The organism is Kitasatospora sp. NPDC059973, from assembly GCF_042737525.1.
Lineage (GTDB): Bacteria > Actinomycetota > Actinomycetes > Streptomycetales > Streptomycetaceae > Kitasatospora.
Window position 1 is genome coordinate 1 of sequence record NZ_JBHWUI010000048.1, and the last position, 19,345, is coordinate 19,345.

At 73.2% G+C, this 19,345-nt stretch carries 2 protein-coding genes; both read right to left on the minus strand.

What is annotated here, in order from left to right; genetic code table 11:
• Positions 1–273 precede the first annotated feature (273 nt).
• On the minus strand, positions 274–717 hold the full coding sequence (locus tag ACFWA9_RS15690; RefSeq protein ID WP_380387469.1) for a hypothetical protein: 444 nt from the start codon (positions 715–717) through the stop codon (positions 274–276).
• Positions 718–817: 100 nt separating this feature from the next.
• Positions 818–19,288 carry a protein-glutamine glutaminase family protein gene (locus tag ACFWA9_RS15695; protein ID WP_380387472.1) on the minus strand — a complete coding sequence of 6,157 codons (18,471 nt, stop codon included), beginning with the start codon at positions 19,286–19,288 and terminating at the stop codon, positions 818–820.
• Positions 19,289–19,345 lie beyond the last annotated feature (57 nt).

The following is a 19,345-nucleotide window of genomic DNA, read 5'->3' on the forward strand; positions in this document are numbered from 1 at the left end:
GGCGCCCACGGCGGCGGGCGCCCGCCGCGCGGGCCCGGCCGCGGCCTCCGCCGGCTGCCCGGCCTCCTCGGCCGGCTCGGGCACCGCCCATGCCACGGCGGGCAGTTGGACGCCCCCGCCCGACGGCTGACTCTCACGTCCGTTGCGCACCTTGCCCACCCGGGCCTCCTGGCTCTCGACAACGACACCCGACAGGGACGGCCCGTCCCGGCCTCAGTGGCCGCCCGACACAGCCGTCCCCTAGGAACTCACGGACGGCGGGGCACGCGGGGTTCAGTCGGTGTCCAGGCGCCAGGCCGGCTCAGCCGGCTGCGGCGGGTGGAGGACGAAGTCGGCCGCCCGCTCCAGGGTCGCCGCGTCCGGCTGGGGCCGTGCGTCGCCCCGCTCGCGCAGGTGCGCCAGCAGCCCGGGTTCGGGAGCGATGTCGTACTCCTCCAGGTAGTAGGTGACGGTGTCGGTCCAGATCCACTCGCCGTCGGTGCGGTAGTTCAGCGGGACGGCGCCCTGCCGGGAGGTGTCGAAGATGTCGTCCATCAGCATCGGCGTCATCAGCACCTCCGCGCCGGCCCGCAGGTACCCGGCCAGCGCGGCCCGTTCCGTCGCGTCCTCGACCACCGCGCGGTCCGAGAACCCCGGCCCGGTCACCGGGTCGACCATGTCGAACACCGCCGCCAGCCGGAACTCCCCGACGTCCTCATGCTCCTGCTGCTGATCCATGTCCTGCTCCCTCGCTTGTCGGCCCCGCCCCCCGGGTGCCCCCACCCGGGGCAACGGCGCCCGGAGCGGGCGGTGTTCACCGGGTGGGGCGCGGAGCCGGTCAGCTGCTGCCCTTGATGGCCGGCCGCGGGTTGCGCTTGAACCAGAGCGGGAGGGCGGCTCGCAGTTCGGGGGTGAGCTTCCACGCCAGAAAGCCGCTCTTCATGTGCTTGTCGAGTTGCGTGACGAAGTCGTCCTCCGGACCGGTGTAGTCCTCGACGAACTTCATCACCCTCTCCGCCGATTTCGGCCTGACCGCTCCGTCGATCACGTTCAGGGCCGCGGCCTCCGCCGCCCGCCGTGCCGCGGCCGCCTCCTCGGCCGCCCTGTCCGCGAGCCTCTCGTTCCAGGCGGCCTCGCCGTCCTTCGAGGGGAAGTACTTGAAGGCGATGTCCTTCCCCTTGGGCAGGTACGCGCTGGTGGAGTTGAGCCTGGACGTCTGCTTCCAGCCGTACTCGATGGTGCCCGGTACCTCCTTACCGTCCCTCGTGTACGTGCGCTCCTGGTCCGAGGACGTCGACTTCTGCTTGGCGGCGATCGTGTACCCCACGTAGGTGCTGACCTTCGGGAACGCCTCCCGGAAGTCCTTGACGACCTCCTTGCAGCTCGCGCACGTGCCTCGGGAGGAGAGCACGGTGAGCACGCCCTCGGGCTGGGAAAGCGCTGCGGCGCCGGGCTGCCGGGCCGCCTTCTCCGGAGGCTTGCCGCGGTTCTCCGAGGGATGGGGCACCGGCGTGAAACCCCAGCCCGCCATCTGCTGGAAGGCCTTCGCCAGCCCCTTCACCTCGGCGTCGTAGCGCTGCGTCCGCAGGCCGTTCTCCTGCGCCCAGCGGTCGGCGGCCTGGAGCGACCGGCTGCCGTTGACGGACTCGTCCCTGCCGTTGGTGACGGCCTCCGTGGTCTGCCAGCTCTTGTCGCCCTTCAACTCCAGGCCGATGACGGCGTAGGTCTTGGTCACGTCGGTGCCGGCGAAGAGCGGGGCGAGGAGGGAGTCGTCCAGCACCGCCCTCGCCGCCTCCACGGTGTCGGGGTCCGGCTTCACCACGGTGTCCTCGGCGGTGTCCTCCGCCTTGTCCTTGCCCTTCCCCTCCGTCGCCTCCTCCGGCTTCCCCTCCCCCTCCGCGTCGGTCACCGTCCGCTTGCCCGACAGCGCCATTTCGACCAGGTCGGACGTGAGGGCGTCGGTGCTCCTGGATTCGCTGCTCTTGGACTCGCTGCTCTTGGTGTCGGTGCTCTTGGACTCGGTGCTCTTGGCGTCGGTGCTCTTGGCTTCGGGGTCCCCGAAGACGTGCGCGCCGTCCACCGAGGTCGGGCCCTGGCGCTTCCACCCGTCGATCTGCTGCCTGGTCGCCCCGTCGATCAGAGCAGCGGACTCGGTGTCCAGCCGGCCTTCGCGGTCCGGGGCGCCGAAGAACTCCCACGGCGCCCGGTGCGTCAGCGGCGCGCCCTGCCCGGGCATGGCGAGCACCGCCTGCCAGTCCGCCAACCGGACCGCACGGTCGGGGAAGAGCAGCGGATCGATCACCCGGCTCTCTCCCGCTGTCTCGACCAGCACCGCGACGTGGTGGTTCCACTCGTGGTCCGGGTGGAGCCGCCCGTGCTCGCTAGCGGGATAGGCCCAGACCTTGGCGAGGTGCTGGCGGCCGATCCCCGGGTCTGCCGCGGCGATGAGCTCGGACAGGGCGTGGGCCCGGAACTCGCAGTTCTGGGCGAGGTTGCCGCCCTCGGGGTCGTAGCGGCCCATCACCTCGGTGTGGAGCGCCTGGAACCGGTCGGCGGAGGGCAGTGGGACGGCGTGCTCGGCCAGGGCGTCGCGGCGGTCGGTCAGGTCTTGGCGCCGGTTCTCCGTTTCGTGATTCAGCAGCCCCAGCAGCGCGTCGGCCGCCCGCACCGAGTGCACCAGGCCGACGTTCTGGATGGCCGTCAGCACATCGCGTTCGGCCCTGATCCTGGTGAAGACCGCTTCCGAGGCATTGCCCACCTCGGCCCTCCCCCACAGGGCCGCGAGCTGGTCGGAACGCCTGTCCACGACCCGCAGGAGGTCGCGATAGTCCTCCGCCGAATCGGCGAGCTCACTGCCGGTGTCGTCGTCCGACACCATCTCCTCGTCCGAATCGGAGGCATCGTTCGGACGGATGCGCTTGCCCGCACTCGGGCCCCCGCCCTGGTCCGAGCCCGAGTCCGAACTCGAGTCCGAGTCCGCGATCCCGCCCTTGCGCCGGCGTCCGGAGAACGCCACCGCGTCGCTGTGCGACGCCAACCGGTCGCCGTTCGGCGCGGACCGGTCCGCAATCACGGTGTAGCCCTCGGGCGCCGGCTCCGAACGCGGCGGGAGGGTCCCGTTCACCGGCAGGTGGGCGCCGACGGTGCGCACCACGGGCGGGGCGTCGGGGGACGCGTCCCGCGGGCTCGTCAGGCTCACCCAGCCGCCGCCCTCCACCAGAACGGGACGGCCGGCACTGTCGAAGGCGACCTGCCGGGCGACCACCAGCGCCCCAGGACCGTGCGGGTCGCTGCGGAACGGCCCCGAGACCGGGGGCGCGAACCAGGCCAGGCCGCTGGGGGCGTAGACCTCCAGGTCCAGGCCGGGCAGACGCAGGCGCAGCTCCCGCAGCACGCCGGCGGCGAACGACGTCTCGCCCTCGCGGGCCGAGGAGCAGGCCACCAGCTGCACCGGCTTGTTCCCGTCCCAGGCCCGCTGTTCGTACAACGAGGCGAGCAGGTCGGCGACTTCGCCCTCGGTGACCCGGGTGTTCTGCCAGCGCGGCACGCCGTCGGGGCCGGTGTGCATCGCCACGGTGAGGAAGCGTTCGTCGGCCGGGAAGCGGTCCAGCGTCCCGGCCATCCGCCGGCGGGCCTGCTCGCCGACCGCCGGGTCGTCCAGCCGGTAGGCGCCCGAGGCCTCGTGGTGGACCAGCGCCTCGCGCAGCTCGCCGCGGCGGCCGGTGACCGGCGGGACCGCGGCCGGCGTGTGCTCGGGGCCCGGACCGAAGTGCCCGGCGTCGGGCACCGTCGTCAGCGCGGCCTCCGGGTGCGCGGACTCCTGCGACGCCACCTGGTCGGGTGCCGGGCGCTCGCTCCAGGGGCCGGGTCCGAACTCGGCGGGGCCCACGTAGAGGTCCGGCGCGCTGAGCTCGATCACCCGGTTGACCTCGGCCGGGTCGTCCGTGGGGCTGACGCCGAAGCTCAGCAGGCGCGGCGCGCCGTGCTCGTCCGTGCGGCCGGTGGCGACGGCGACGTGGTCGCCCCGACCGAAGACGACGATGTCGCCCGCACGCGGGAGCGGCGTGTGCGGATCGTTCGCGTCGTAGGTGGTCCTGGTGTGCGGCAGCAGGCCGGCGATCAGGTTGGCCGTCCACTGGGGGCCCGTCAGGTCGGCCGCGTAGAGGTCGTGGATCCGGTCCCAGTTGATCAGCCCGGCCGTGTGGGCGGTGAGCAGGACGGACTCCCAGCAGTTGAGCGTGGTGTCCTGCGCGAACGGCGGCGGCTGGTCCGCCGGGCCTTCCAGCGCCCAGTCCGCGAAGGCGGTGCGCTCCAGGTCCAGGGCGCCCGAGGCACGCCAGTCCAGGACGACCCCGCGCTCGGACAGGCCGTGCATGGCCTGCGCCAGCTGCCGGCCGCCCGCCGCGGCGGGCAGGTCGAAGCACCCGGCCAGGTGGTCGGCGCGCAGCGTCAGGAGGGCGTCCAGGACGGGCGGTGGCAGTGCGCCGCCGTCGGCCGGGTGGTCGAGGGCGCCGCGGTCGCTGTCGGCGAGCAGGTCCAGGTCGTGCAGCCTGCGGCCCACTGCGGTCACGTCCGCGCGGTGGTTGGCACCACCGGGGCCGACACTGGCGGAGAGCGTCAGGCCGAGCGCGCCGGCGTGCTCGGGTACCAGCGGCGAGGCGAGGTGTTCGGCCGTGGCCCGGACGAGCGGCTCGACGGTCGCCGGGGGCACCGGCAGCCTGAGCGGTGGGGCGTTGCGGTTCCTGGCCCGGGCCTCGATACGGCGCTGCAACGGCTCCGTGTCCTGCCGGACCTGTTCGGCCCGGTCCGGTGCCACGGCGCCGAGGTCCTCCAGTCGGCGGTTCAGTGCCAGGACGTCGGCCGGGCGGTTGTTGTTCCGTCCTTCGTCCCCGACGAACGCGCCGGAGGCCATCCGCAGGCCCGTCCGGGTGGCGGGGACGTCCCGGTTCGCGGCGGGGGGCAGGACGGCGGGCGGCAGGACGGCAGGCGGCAGGACGGCAGGGGGCTGGACGGCGGGGGGCTGGACGGCAGGGGGCTGGACGGCAGGTGGCAGCGGGGCGCTCTGCGGCGGAGCCTGCTCTGAGACCTGCGGCGTCTGCTCGGGAACCGGCGGAGCCTGAGCGGGCCGGCGCACCGCCGTCGTCGCGCCGGTGTTCCCCCCGGCCGGGGGTTCGGGCTGGCCGACGAGCTGCTCGGCCGTGCTGTGGACCTGGTCGTTGCTGCTGCTGGTCAGGCCGGCGCCGGCACCCGGGTGCGGCTGCGGGGCCGGGGCGGGCGCGGCGGTGGGGACCAGGACGTCCTGCGGGCGGTTGCGCTCCGGCATGGTGCCGGCCGGGCGCAGTTCCACCGTGAAGGTGTGGCCCTTCTTGGCCGCGAACGCGCGGAGCTTGTCGGCGATCTCCTCGGCCCGCTCCCTGGTCGGCAGCTGCTGGTCGCGCCGGGGGACGGGGGTGTCGCTCGGCCGCTGGTGGCTGATGACGACGTGGCGCAGGTCGCGCCAGGACAGCGGGCCGTGGATCTGCGTCTCGAAGTAGCTGTTGGTGTCCATGCCTTCGGTGAGCATCCGCGCCCCGAAGTCCGGGTCGTGCCGGAAGCCGGTCGCCTCGCCGAAGACCCGTTCGACCATCGCCGGTTCGCCCCACAGCAGCAGCGGCAGCAGGTGGGAGTCGGAGGTCACCGACAGGGCGCCCTTCTCGCGCGCCGTCCAGGAGTCGTTGGGGGTGTGGGTGACGCGGCCCCGGATGTCGTCGGACCAGTGCAGCGCGAACGCGCCGTAGCGGCGTGCCACGCCGAACGGCTGCAGGTCGGAGACCAGCGCCCCGTACTTGGGCAGCAGGCCGCGGTCGTCCTTCGCGGGCTTGAACCGGCTGTCGTCGCTGCCGGTGTCCTGGTAGAGGTGACGGGTGTCGTGGCTGCGGCGCAGAGCGGGCGCGTAGCCGAAGTGCTCCTCGACGCCGCCGCGGCGCGAGGGGACGACCGCGGCCTGCGAGGCGCCGGTCTCCCAGGCGTTGCGGAACAGCCCCTGCTTGTCGGCCATCAGCTTGTCCAGCAGGGTCTTCGACTTCGATCCCCACCCGCCCAAGCCGCGGCCGGACGCGCCGAAGGTGGTCTGGCGGTTGGCGTTGAGCGGTTGGTCGAAGTGGAAGTTGGTGGCGATGTACATCGTGTCGCGCATGTGGTTCTCGACATCGGTGATCAGCCGGTCGACCGCCTCGGGTGTGTCCCGGGGGTACTTCGCCGCCCACGCCCACTCGCCGGTTGGCGCGGTCAGCCGCTCGGTGAGCAGGGCGCGGTCGCGCTGCTCGAAGGCCATCGCCTTGCGTTCGACCATGACCAGGGCGGCCGCCTGGACCGGGTGCAGGGAGGTCCAGTCGACTCGGGCGCGGGTGAGGCGGTCCAGGAGCGCCGGCGGGTGTGCCGCTCCTTCCTCCAGCGGGTGCTTCAGCGGCTCCCGCAGGTGCGCCACCAGGGCGAGGTCCTGCGCGCTGGGGACCATCCGCTGCTTGGACTCGGCGTCCAGGACGTGGCGGTCGAGTTCGGCCTGGAGTTCGCGGACCTCCAGCTCCAGCGTGTCCAGCTGCCGGCGCCGGTGGTCCTCCTGCCAGGTCCCCGGGGTCGGCGTCTGCTTCCGCAGCCCTGCGATCTCCTCCTCGCGTCCCCGCGCGGCGGCGGCGAGGTCGCTCCCGTCGTGGTCGAGGAAGGTCGTGAAGGCGGACCGGCGCCTCTCCTGCGCCCGATCGATCTCCCGTTGCAGCTGCCGGTGTTCGGGGCTGCCCTCGGGCAGGTCGGCGAGCCGCCGGCGCAGGTCGCCCAGCTGCTCCCGCTCGGTACCGGCCCGGAACGGGTCCACGGCGTCCGGGCCGGGCATCCGCATCGGGACGTCGGACGGGTGGTCCGTCAGGCGCATCGGCCCGCCGTCGAGCGGCGGCCGGGCGTTCCCGTCCTGGGCGGCCGGGACGGTGCTCCCGCTGTGCTCCCCCAGGACGGTGATCTCGTCGTTGCTGTCGATGACGGTGCGGACGGTGGCGGTGTTCTCGTCGGTCCCGTGCGCGGCGGTGGTCTCGGTGACGGTGCGGTGAGCGGCCGTGCCCGGGTCGCCGCCGGTGTCCTTGCCGGTGGGGTGGACGGTGACGAACTCGGGGCGGTCCTGGCCGGGCCGGCGCAGCTGGACCAGCCTGGTGCTGCCGTCGGCCTCCTTGGCGACGTAGGTCTTGCCGGTCGTCGCGTGCACGGTGCGCCCGGTGGCGTCGGCGATCAGCCCCAGGTTCACGCGGGACAGGCCCGCCTCGCAGGCCAGCAGCACGACCGGCGACTCCTCCGGCCGGGCGGACAGGCTCGCCCGGCGGTTCAGCCTGCCGCCGAAGTCCCCGTACGAGACGGACTTGTAGCCCTCCTTGCCGTCCGGCGTGCGCACCGCGACCTTCAACCAGTTCTCGGCGCCGTGCAGGTTGGCGAAGTACGGCTTGCTCTTCGGATCCCACGGCACCTGGACGTCCGCGTCGTCGCCGTCGCGCTCGCCGGGCTTGTTCTCGCCCCGATGGACGGCCGCCCAGTCGAAGCCGCCGTCGGGGCGGACGTTCTGCTCCGGTGCGAAGTCCGGGTTGGCGACCTGGTTCTCGGCGGCCGTCCGCTCCGAGGGGAAGTTCAGGTGCGTCTCCCGGCGCAGGCCGAAGTCCGCCTCGGTGTGGAAGGAACGCCCGACGTTGACGCCGTCCTCGCCGACGATCGCGTGTGTCACCAACTCGCCGTCAGTGAAGGGCTGGTGGCGGTCAGCGCCGTTGTCGAGGACGCTCGGTGCGTCCTGCGCCTCGGGCACCGCGTCGAAATCGAACCAGTCGTAGGGGAGGTCGAGCGACTCGAAGCTGGCGTTCTCGGCCAGCGTCTGCGCGCGGAGGCTCCCGCTCACCTCGCCGATGCGCGCCGCGCTGTAGACCAGCGGCGTCCGCTCGTAGGGTTCGCCTCCGTCGGACGGCGTGTCGTCGCTGGACCGCCAGAGGATCGAGACCGACTCCCCCTGGTGGCGGACCGTCACCTCCAGGAACTGTCCGCTCAACTGCTCGTGCGGGTGCTCGATCCTGACGGTCTTCTGGAGGCCGTCCGCCGACCACGACTCCGTGACGCGGTGGTGGGGCTTGAGGTCGGGGTAGGCGGTTCGCAGCGAGGACTCGCTGAAGAACCGGGTGAACGCCTGGAACGCGTCCGGCATCGACATGTCGCTGGACCAGTTCTCGACCTCGGTCCGGATGTCGTCGACCGACAGGGGTTCGGCGTCCGCCGAGATGACGTGGAAGCGGCCGTCCTCCTCCCGCGCGATCACCGTCAGGCGGCTGGGTCCGAGCGTCACCTCGGACTGCTTCTCGTTCACCGGCTCCGGGTCGTCGTCGGCCCTGGAGTGGCCCGGCGGGAACGACAGCGCCAGCATGGGATGGGACTGCGGCACGTGGATCTCGAACAGCGCGTAGTTGTCGGCGCCGCCCCCGTTCGCCATCCAGTCCTGGACGAACTGCCGGTCGAAGGAGGTGGACGACGGCAGCAGTTCGGTGAAGACGTCCCGTTCGCGGCCCTGGGGGTCCATCCGTACCGCCCGGTACAGGTTCAGCGATCCCTCCGTCGCCTGCGCCCCGGCCGGGTGGATCGCCTGCGCGTGGTCGAGGAACCTCTGGACGTCTCCGAGCAGGGCCTCGTACCGCTCCCCTTCACGGATCCGGAGCATGCCCTGGTCGTCGCGCTTGCTCGTGAACGCGCCGTTCTTGATCCGCCCCATGAACTCGCGGAGCGCCGGGTTCTGGGCCGCGGCTTCGAGGTGGCGCCTGGCCAGGTCCACCGCGGCCTGGTCGGCAGAGGCAGGCGGCGCGGCGGACGGCTGCCGGAGGCTGCCGCCTGAATTCGTGTCGCCCTCCCGGGCCGACGGGTCGCCGTCGGAGGAGTGCTCATCGGCGGCCGGGGAGTCGAGCGCCAGGTCATGGAGCGCCAGATCGTCGAGTGACCAGTCCCCCACCAGGTGCTCGTCTGGGAAGCGTCCCTCCGGCGCCACCTCACTGCGCAGGTGCTGCTCGGTCAGCGGCGCGAGGAAGCGGTAGCGGTGGTAGGTGTCGTTGTAGGCGAGGTCCGTCCTGGCGAGGTTCGGATCCGCGCGCTCCTCCGGGGTGAGGCTCTCCGAGAACAGCCGGGAACCGGTCATGATCTCGTGGAAGGTGTGGTCGTCCGACTCCACCATCCAGCCGAGCAGCCCCAGCCTCAACAGCTCGAAGTCGACGGGCTCGGCCTTCATGTCGGCGAGGACCGCCCTGCCCTCCTTCGTCCTGGCGAGCTCCTTGACGGCCTGGAGCATCCCGAAGGCCGTGCCGGAGGTGCCGCTGACGACCAGTCCCCCGCTGTCATGGGCGTCCTGCTGGAACTTGGAACCGAGCTTGTAGTGGAAGCTCTTGGCACCCGGCTGCCAGCCGAGCCGGCCGTCCTTGTCCACGGCGCTGTACCACTCGCCCCGGCCCAGCGGCGGATTGACGTCGAGGGGGTTGCGGTCGGTTTCGAGAATGCTCCTGGCCCGGCGCTCCGCCGCCTTCTGCGCGCCCTCGACGACCTGCTTGCGCTGCCAGTCCCCGATCGGCTGGCTCCGGCGCTGGGCGTAGTCGTCCCGGATGCCGTCGATGACGGGTCCGTACGGCTCGTCGGTGCGGAACGATCCGAATGGCGCCTCCTGCTGGGACTCGGCGACGGGCCCCTTCAGCAGTTCCCCGTAGACCTTCTTGATCTCCGCGGTCAACGGGTTGACGACCTCGGCGCCGATGTCGTGGCGGTCCGCCCGTTCCCGCGTCAGCTGCTCCGGTCGCGGCAGCTGCCGCTGTCGGACGAGCTTGGCGAAGTGGTTGGAGGTGTAGCCGTTGTAGAGCAGGGCCATGCGCTCCCGGAGGTTGCCGCGGTCGACGACCTCCTGCAGCAGGTGCCGGTCGGTTCCGACCATGCCGGTCGTGCCCGTGCTCCTGGAGCCGAACTTGACCTTGTCCTTGTCGCCGGTGGTCATGGCCCAGGCCAGGTCCACGACCTTCTTGACCTCGCGCTGGACGTCCTCGCGCTGGAGCAGGTGAGTGGCCAGCCGCCGCTCGAAGGCCTCGGCGTGCTCGCGGTAGGCGATGCGCCTGAGGTCCCCGGGCGAGGCGGGCGGGGCGGCTTCCAGGACGGCGTTCATCGGGACCGGATCCGGCTCGCGGGCGGGGCCGGGCGCGTCCTGGCTCCGCGGGTGCTGGGCCGCCTTGTCCTGGTGCGCCTTGATCAGGTAGCCGTCGAACTCCGGGACGAAGTCCTCGGTCCGGTAGTGGTTCCAGAGCGCTTCGCCCTCCTTCACCTTCAGGCCGGCGATCCGCAGGCCGCTCTGCTTGTCCGCGGACTGCGTCCCTTCCCGGAGGAGGCCGTCGTAGAAGCGGGGGTGGAACTTGAACTGCGTCCCGTCGGTGAGGAAGTCGTACTTCGCCAGCGTCTGCGGGACTTCCTTGTCCGTCCAGTTCTGGGTGATGTTCTCCACCTTCAGGCCCGTGGCCCCGCGGGAGAGGGCGAACTCCATGACCACCGGCAGGTTGGAGAGGGTGTCGCTGTAGGCGGCGGCGTGACCGAAGTCGTGGCCGGTGTAGAGCCCGGGCCCCAGCTGGGACCACCCCTCCTTGTTCTTGACCGCGCCGATCTTGCCCTGGATGAGGTACCCCCGCAGCGTCACGGCATCGGTCACCCGGAAGACCGGCTGCCCGGGCTCCATGGTGACGACGACCATGTCCGGCTTGACGCGGCCGGCCAGCTCCTTCGCCACCTGCGGGTCGACGGGACGGGTGGTCTCCACCGCCACCGGCGCCCGGGTGTCGGGGCGCAGCGCCGAGTAGTGCGCGGCCAGGCCCTCGCCTGGATCGCGGTAGACGTGCACCTCGCGGCCCTGCGCACCGGAGTTGAACGCGGTGCGGGCGTTCCCCTGGTGGATCACGAGGTGGATGTCGAGGGCGTGGGCGATGACGGCCGGCGCCTGGTCGTAGAAGGAGGTGTTCCACAGGGACCGGTTGCGCAGCCCCATGTCGTACAGCTCGCTCATGCGCAGGTTCCCGAGGTCGTCGGCGGAGAGCGTCGACGGCTGCTCGTCCCCGGGGTTGCGGTACACCTGCCAGGTCCGGGTGCGCTCGTTCGGTTCCAGACGGTCCTGGGGCCGCTGGCCGGTGTTGTCGGCGTTGTGGCGCAGCACGGCGCCGGCGTCACTGCGGAACCACTGCGACGCCAGCTCGCGCAGCCCGTTGACGCTGAGGTCGCCGTGTGCCCAGCCGTCCACCCCGCGGGCGCCGGCGAGGACGGCGTGGAGCAGGCAGTCACCGTCGCCCGGCACGTCGACGACGTGGTACAGCCGGCCGTCGTCCAGCACGTTCACGCGTGATTCGTGCACCGGCGCCGGAGCGTTCGGCGCCCTGCTGGTGGCGACCTCGCCGGCGCGGGGGGCGCTGTCGGTCGGGGTCAGCGCACCGGGGCCCTCGGTCTCCGGGTGCCGCTGCGTCAGCGGCGCTTCGACCGTCTCCGGGTGCCGCTGCGTCGGTGGCGCGTCCACCGTCTCCGGGCGGGGGCGCTCCTGCCCGAGCGGCAGGTCACGCAGGACCGGGCCCGAGCGCAGGACGTCCTCGATCCGCTCCAGGTGCCGGGGCAGCACCGTGAAGTCGTCCCGGTGGGCCGAGGTGCCCATCACACCGTTCTCGCCGGCCCATCGGTCGCGACGGCGCAGCGCGAACACGTCGCCCGGCTTCGCCGCCGGTTCGACGTACTCGTCCGGCAGGCCGAGGTAGTGCAGCGCCTCGTGCAGCAGCACGCCGGGCGGGCTCTCGTCGGACCAGGTGAACTGGTCGCTGCGTTCGCGACCGGGAACCACGGTGACCGTCTGGTGCGCGCCGGCCGCGTCCGGCGTGCCGTCCACCCGCAGGTGCACCTGGTCCCCGCCGGGCAGGCGGAACCGCTCGTTGAAGCGTTCGTCGACCACCGACCGGACCCGGTCGAGCATCCGGGTGGCCTCGTGCGCGGGCAGCGGGCGGCCGTCCGGCCCCTGCAGGTGCAGGTTCAGCGTGAACTCGGTGACCCAGTGCCCGGGACGGACCTCGAAGCGCCGCGCGTCGTAGCTGATCGTGGTGTCGGCGCCGTGCAGCCCGCCCAGGCTCAACTGCCGGGCCTCGTACTGCTCGCGCACCCCGGGCCCGGCGATGGCGCCCGGCCCCCCCTGACCGCGCACCAGGGGGTCGAAACGCACCGTCTCCATCCGCGCGGGCGGCGCCGACGTGCGGATGTCGGCCCAGGACGAGGCGGGCAGCACCGCGCCCGGCCCCTCGGACGGCGCGACCGGCCCCGGCTCCCGCACCGGCGGGGGTACGGCGGCGGGCCCGGCCGGCGCCTGGGCGGGCTGGTGGACCGCCGTCGCCGCCCCGGTGTTCCCGCCGGCCAGGGGCTCCGGCTGGCCGAGGAGCTGTTCGACCGCGCTGCGGAACTGGTCGTTGGCGTCGGCGCTCAGGGAATCGCGCCAGGCGTCCAGGTACTCGCGCACTTCGCCGGTCGGGTCGTCCAGGTCGTGCAGGAACGTGGCCAGCTCCGTGGTGTTCCCGGTGGCGAGCGCCGCGGAGGCCTCACCGATCCGGTGGCCGCCCTGTGACTGGGTGCCGTTCGGTGCCAGCGTCCAGGGGCGGGTCTCGCCGCCCGGGCGGGCCGAGATGCCGGGGGTGGCGAGGGTGAGGATCTCCTGCCACGTGTTGGCGCCCTCGGTGACGACCAGGGTCGAGTACCGCTCGAACAGTTCCATCACCGCCGGCTCCACGCGTCCCAGCCGCAGCTGGTGGGCGCCGCCGTCGCCGGACGGCGCGTCGGAGAGGCCCCGGAGGCCGGCCAGCAGCTCCGCGGGGTTCTGTCGCTCGTTCGGCCCGGCTCCCAGCAGGACCACGACCGACGGACGGGGCGGCCCCGGGACCTCCCGCAGCGCGGCTTCCATCCGGGTGGCCATGTCCCGGTGGCGGACCGTGCCGTCGATGGAGTCTCCGTAGTAGGCGGTGGCCAGCCGGATCTCGCTGTTCTGGGCGCGCCGCAGGAGGTCGGCGACCAGGTCCGGAACCGGGTCGTCGGCACCGGTGGCCGCCGGCCAGTGGTCGCGGACGTGGCCCGGGAGGTCCTCCGGGACGGGCTGCGGGCGGAAGGGGTAGGTGACGGTGGCGCCCTGGTCGTGCCAGAGCTCCGCCAGGACGTCGTCCCCGCGGCGGATCTGCCGGGGGTGGCTGTCCCACAGGAAGGGCTGCAGGACCAGGACGTCCGGATCCTGCTCCCCCGTCATCTCCCGCAGGGACGAGGTCAGGTTCTGCTCGAAGTAGCCGGCCGTGTCCCCGCCGTGCGGAGCGTCCAGGGCGGCGAAGACGGTCAGCGTCCGGCCCTGCCCGGAGGACTGGGCGCCGGCCGTCAGGAGGTCGGGGGTCAGGTGCTGGTCGGGGCTGATCGGCCGGTCGCGGTTGTCCTCTCTCGTGACGGATTCCCGGAAGTCCTGCTGGATCTGCGGACTGTCGCCCACGTAACGGTTGCGCACGGGTGCGCTCGGCCTGCTGGAGTCCAGCCAGGCCCCCTCGGGCGTCGCCCCGGTCCAGGCGAAGTACTTCCAGTACGTCTCCACGTCGGCGGCGATCCGCCGCGCGACCGGGTTGTACGCGACGTCCAGCGGCGCTCCCGCCGGGTGTGCGGTCACCCGCATCCCCTGGTGGACGCCCGTCCACGGGCTGTGGAACAGCTCGTAGGAGCGCCGTGGGTGCGCCAGGTCGGCCGAACGGCCGAGCCGTTCGGCGTAGAACGGCGCCTTGCCGCGCGCGAACGTCAGGTGGACCTCGCCGGAATAGCCCATCCTGGCCAGGCCTTCCAGCACTCGCAGGAAGGCGACCTGGTGGCCGCTGCCGGGTGAGCCCGGGTCGACCAGGCTGATCCGCGGGTAGCGCTCGCTCAGTTGATGCCCGAGTGCGGCGTCGGCCGGGGACACGGTCGGCGTCCCACCGGTGTGCGGCGGCAGTGCGGCGAGGTGCTGCTCGTCCTCGGCGCGGTGCTGCTCCCGGACCTCCTGGACCGGCCCGTGCGAGGGCACCGGCACGAACGGCGCGGCGACGGGCTGTCCCGCACCACCCGGCACGGGAGGCGCCAACGGGCCACCCGGCGGCGGGGGCGGCGGACCACCCGGCGGCGGGGGTGCCAACGGGCCACCCGGCGGCGGCGGGGGCGGCGGCCCGCCCTGGGCCGGGGGTGCCAACGGACCGCCCGGCGGCGGGGGCGGCGGAGGCGGCGGGGCCTGCGCGGGCGTGCGCTGCGCCACCGGGTAGACGGCGTCCTCGGTGGCCTGACGCTCCTTCCCGGCCGGCACCTGGTGTGCCGGCTCCTGCACCTCACGGTGGGACCCGGTGCCCTCGTGGTCCTGCCCGGTCGTCAGGAGCGTCGGGCGTGCCCGCTCCTGCAACGGCCCGGTGGTCGCGGCCCCCTCGTCCTCGGGTGCGGGGGTGTGAGGGCGGCGGTCGCCCTGCTCGGCGAGCTCGTGACCCTCGGGGCGGACCCCGTCCCGCTTCGTGCCCGAGGACGGCTCCCGGACGCTGTCCCGGGGACGGACGAGGGGGCCGGACGGGGTGAGCGGCCCGGGTACGGGGGTCGGCTCGGGCTTGGTCTCGGGCTTCGTCTCGGCCTCGGGCTTGACCTCGGGCCGTTCCTCGGAGGGGCGGCGGCCGAAGACGTTCTCGTTGGCCGCTTCGTGGCCGCGCCAGTGCTCGCCGTTCAGGTCCTCCGGACCCCAGTGGTCCTTGTAGGCGTCGAAGAACTCGCCGCCGTAGCGGGTCTTCAGCTCCTGGACCGTCTCGTCCGACACCTTGCGGCTCTCGGCGAGGCGGTCGTAGCCGGCGGCGGCGTGCTCGCGGGCGGGCAGTACGGCGCGTTCGAAGGCGACGTGCCGGTCCAGGCCCTCGGTCAGCCGCTCGCGTTCGAGGCGCCACTGCTCCAGCCGCTCGGGCAGGCCGGCCTTGTGGTCGGCGTCCGCGTCGCGCAGCAGGGAGCGGAAGTTCTCCTCGAACGCGGCGCGGACCCGCTCGGTGTAACCCTCGCGCACGCGCCGGGCCGCGGCGGAGGCCGGCGGTTCGGAGCGGTCGGTACGGCTGCCGCGCGCCGGCCGTCCCAGGGCCGTCTCGACGGAGGCGGCCGTCGCCGTCCCGTGGCCGCTGCCGTCGGCGGTGTCGAGGCCGCCCAGGTCGTGCGGGACCTTGGTGCGGGCGGTGTCCTCGGCGACGCGCAGCGCCTCCTCGCGGGCACCGTGCAGGGCCAGCAGGCGGTTGATCTCGGCCGGGTCGGTCAGCCGGTCGAGTTCCTCCTTGAGCCGGGCCGGGTCACGGTCGGCGGCGGTGTGCTCGGTGACCGCGCGGTCGGTGAGGCGGGCGAGCTGGGCGCGGGCGGCGGCCACCGCGCCCGCGGACGGGCCGTCGGCCAGGCCCAGTTCGCGCAGCGCCTCGACGCCGAACTGCTCGGGGGCACTGGTCTTCCACGCCCCGACCGCGTCCTCCACCGCGTCGATGGAGCGTTTCAGCACGGTCTCGCGGACCGCCTGGACGGTGAAGTCGTGGGACAGGCCGCCGCGGTGGCTCTCGAAGACGTCCCGGAAGTCGGCTTCGAGCCGGTCCCTTCCCCTGCGGGTGGGGTCGGAGGGGGCGAGGTCGTCGCCGTTCTCGTCCTCGATCACCAGGAACGTGTCCTCGTCCCGGCGGCCGGTGCCCGGCCCGTTCTCGTCGGCGTCCAGGGCCGTCCGCTCCTGGTGGCGGCCGTGGGCCTCGGCGAGCCGCTCGCGCATGGCCTCGGCGACCTGGTCGCGGGCCTCCTCCGACACCCGGGCGTCCTTCGGCACGCCGACCGCGTCCAGCAGCGCGCGGTCCGACTCGGAGAGGTTCTCCCGCTTCCAGTCGGCGTGGGCGTCCTCCACCGCCCGCTCGATCCGCTCGGTCTGCGTGGCGCGGGCCTGCCGGACCTCCAGGTCCCCGGCGGCCCGGCGCAGCCGGTGTTCCAGCGCCCGGCTGGCCAGGGCGTTGCGTTCGGGGGTGAGATCGGCGCGGGTGGCGTACAGCTGGGAGATGTCGCGTTCGGCGTCGGAGCGGAAGCGCTCGGAGGCCTCCCGGCGGATCTCCGCACTCGGGTGGTCGCCGCCGGTGGCCGCCGGGTCGAGGCCGCGTTCGGTGAGCAGGTGGTCGAAGCGGGTGACGGCGACCCGCAGGGCGAGTTCGCGGGCGCCGGCCAGCTCCAGGCGGTCGGCGGCGCCGGCGAGGATCTCCTCCCGCTCGTGCGGGCGGGCCTCGATGTCGCTCTGCACGTCGGCGGCGGTGCGTCGCCACGCCTCGGTGCCCGGGCCGGTCAGGGCGCGCAGTTCCCGGGGCAGCTCGGCGTGGCCCTCGATGAGGTGTTCCTCGACCTCGCTGTGCAGGGCTTCCTTCGCCTCGGCCTCGGCGAGCACGGTGTCGTGCCGCTCGGCGAGCTCCTGCTGCTTGTCCTGCCAGGCCGTGCGCCGCTCGTCGCCGGCCGGCACCTTGGCGTGCTCGGGTGCGTCGACCCGGTGGTAGGCGTGACCGGAGGGCGTGTGGGTGGTGATGGGGACGGGCGGGCCGTCGGGGTCGTGCGGGTCGGTGGGACCGTCGGGCCTGGGGCCGCCGGGCTTGGGGTCGCGGGGCGGGGTGGCGGGCGGCACCGGCCCGTTCGGGGCGGGGCGGTTCGGGTCCGCGACCGGCACGTCCGGGGTCCTGGGCTCCGGGCCCTTGGGGTCCGTCGTCCTGGGGTCCGGGGTCTTCGAACCCTCGGCCGGTACGTCCGGCCGGTTCGGGTCGAGGCGGCCGGGCGGGGTCGGCGCGGTGGCGTCGCCGGGGCCGTCGGTGCTGGTGCGCAGGGGCGGCGGCACCGGGGCCGTGCTCCGGTCACCGTTCGTGGGCGCCTGCGGTTGCGGCTGCGGGCCGTTGTCCGTCCCCGCTCGCCCGCCCGCTCCCCCGGGCCCGCCCGCCGTGTTCCTGGGCTCGCTCAGGGGCGGTTCGGCGTGCTCGTCGACGACCGTGGTGCGGCGTGCCGGGTCGGGCGCGGGCGCCTGCGGCTGGGGCTTCGCGCTGCCCTGGCCGTTGGCGTCCGCGGACGCCGTCGCGGTCCTGCCGCGCTCCCCGGCGCCGGCGTTCTCGGACCTGGGGCTGTCGGACTTGGAGCTGTCGGACCTGGGGCTGTCGGACCTGGGACTCTCGGGCCTCGGGTTCTCGGGGCTCGCGGGCCCGCCACCCGTACGGGTCCTGGGTGCGGGTGAGGGGGCGGCGGTGTCCCGGTTGCCGGACGCCGTCGTGGACTTCGGCGGACCGGCGGCGGACGTCCGATCGTCGCCCCGGGACTGGGTCTCGACCGGTCGCGCAGGGGCCTTCGGGTCCCACCCGCCGTCGACCGAGGAGGTGTGGCTGGTCTTGCCCTTGGGGTCGGCGAGGACACCCTCGCCGTTCTCCGCGGGGTGGTGGCTGCCGGACCCGAGGACGGACGGCAGCGAGCCGGCGCCCGACTTGAGCGAGGCACCGTCGCCGCCCGACAGCCGCGTCCCGGCGATCTGGTCGATGTGCCCGGGCCGGGGCACCGGGAGCGGCGCCGAGTACCCGCCCATGTTGCTGATCACCGAGAGGAAGGTCAGCGGGTGGAGGTATCCGTAGTTGTCGCCGCTCTCCGGGGTGATGCGCGAGCTCTCCAGGCCGCGGACGAAGTCGGCGTACCGCAGGGTCAGCGGCGAGGCCAGCCCCATGATCATGTGCCGCATGCCGCCCATCATGAAGCCGCCGACGAAGCTCATCCCGCTGGCTTGCCACTCGCCGTTGTAGATCGTGTTGTAGATGCCCTCGGTGAGGTACTGGTTGATGCCCGACTCGATCTGGCTGCCCAGCACGTGCCCGAGGTAGAACATCTTGTTCATCTTGTTGACGCCGCCGGCGAGTTCGGGAATCTTCTCGACCAGCAGCTTGAGTTCGGGCGTGAGGGCGACCTTGCCGGCGTCCTTGGCGAGGTTCTCCAGGGTCTCCTTCAGCGCTTCCTGACTGCCCTCCTTCATCACCGTCTTGAGCGAGTGCTGGACGAACTGCTTGCCGATGTGCTCGCCCATCTCCCGGGCGAGCTTCTTGCCCAGTTCCTGCCCGAGTTCCTTCTCGAAGAGCTCCCCGAGCTGGCGCACGAACTTCTCGCCGCTCGCGGCGCCCACCTTGCGCCCGGCCTTGAAGCCCTTGGACAGGTACTGGGCGTTCTCCTTCAGCAGCGTGCTGATGCCCCTGGCGAACCGCTCGGCCGCCTCGTTCCCGAGCAGGTGGCCCAGGCCCTGACCGGCCTCCTTGCCCGCGCCCTTGAGGGCACCGGCCGCCGCGCCCTCGCCGAGCTCCTTGCCGACCCCCTTGAGGGCTCCGGCCGCCGCGCCCTCACCGAGTCCCTTGCCGATCCCCTTGAGGGCTCCGGCCGCCGCGCCCTCGCCGAGTTCCTTGCCCGCTCCCTTGAGGGCACCCCCGGCCAGCCCCTTGATCACGTCGTTGAGGGCGCTCTCCACGAACAGCTTGGCCAGGCGGGGGCCGAGCAGCTTGCCCAGGCCCAGGCCCAGCAGGTTCAGCGGCCCGCCGATCGCACCGCTGAGAGCGCCGAAGATCGCCGCCTGCTTGGTGAGCTCCGTGTCCCACTCGTGCCGGTCACCGCGCTTGAACTGGATGCCCTGGATGATCGAGTCCAGGATCAGGCCGCCGACGATGCCGCCGAAGGCGTGCAGGGCGATCAGCTGCACGAGCTTCTTCAACAGCTGGATGAGGAACTGCCTCGTCAGGATCTTCTTCCACTCCAGCGCCACGAGGGAGGCGCCGCCGGTGAAGATGGACCAGGCGATGGCGAAGGCGATCTCGATGATCAGCTGGACGAGCTGGCCGATCGCCATCCACTTGGTGTACTCGACGGTGTTGGCGACCTTGCCGGCCAGTTCGGCCAGCTGGGTGCAGAGACCGGCGGCGTTGCGCAGGGGGTCGGTGGCCGGGTCCGAGCTGGTGAACCGCCCCCACTCCTTCTGGAAGGCCTTGGCGGCCTCGCCCTCGATCCTCGTGTTGCAGGTCTGGACCGCGGCGAGGATGTACTCGCTCAGCTTCGGCAGGTCCTGGGCCAGCGCGAGGTAGTCGTCCCGGACGTCCCGCAGCAGCCCCTCGTCACTCTCCGGCCAGGGCATGCCGGTGATGATGTGGAAGAACTGCGCCACACCCGGGGAGACGTGAATGGACGAGTGGGACATGGCGCAGGGCCTCCGGGGGCGGGACTGGCGGTACGAAGGTGCGGGGCGGGCGAACTC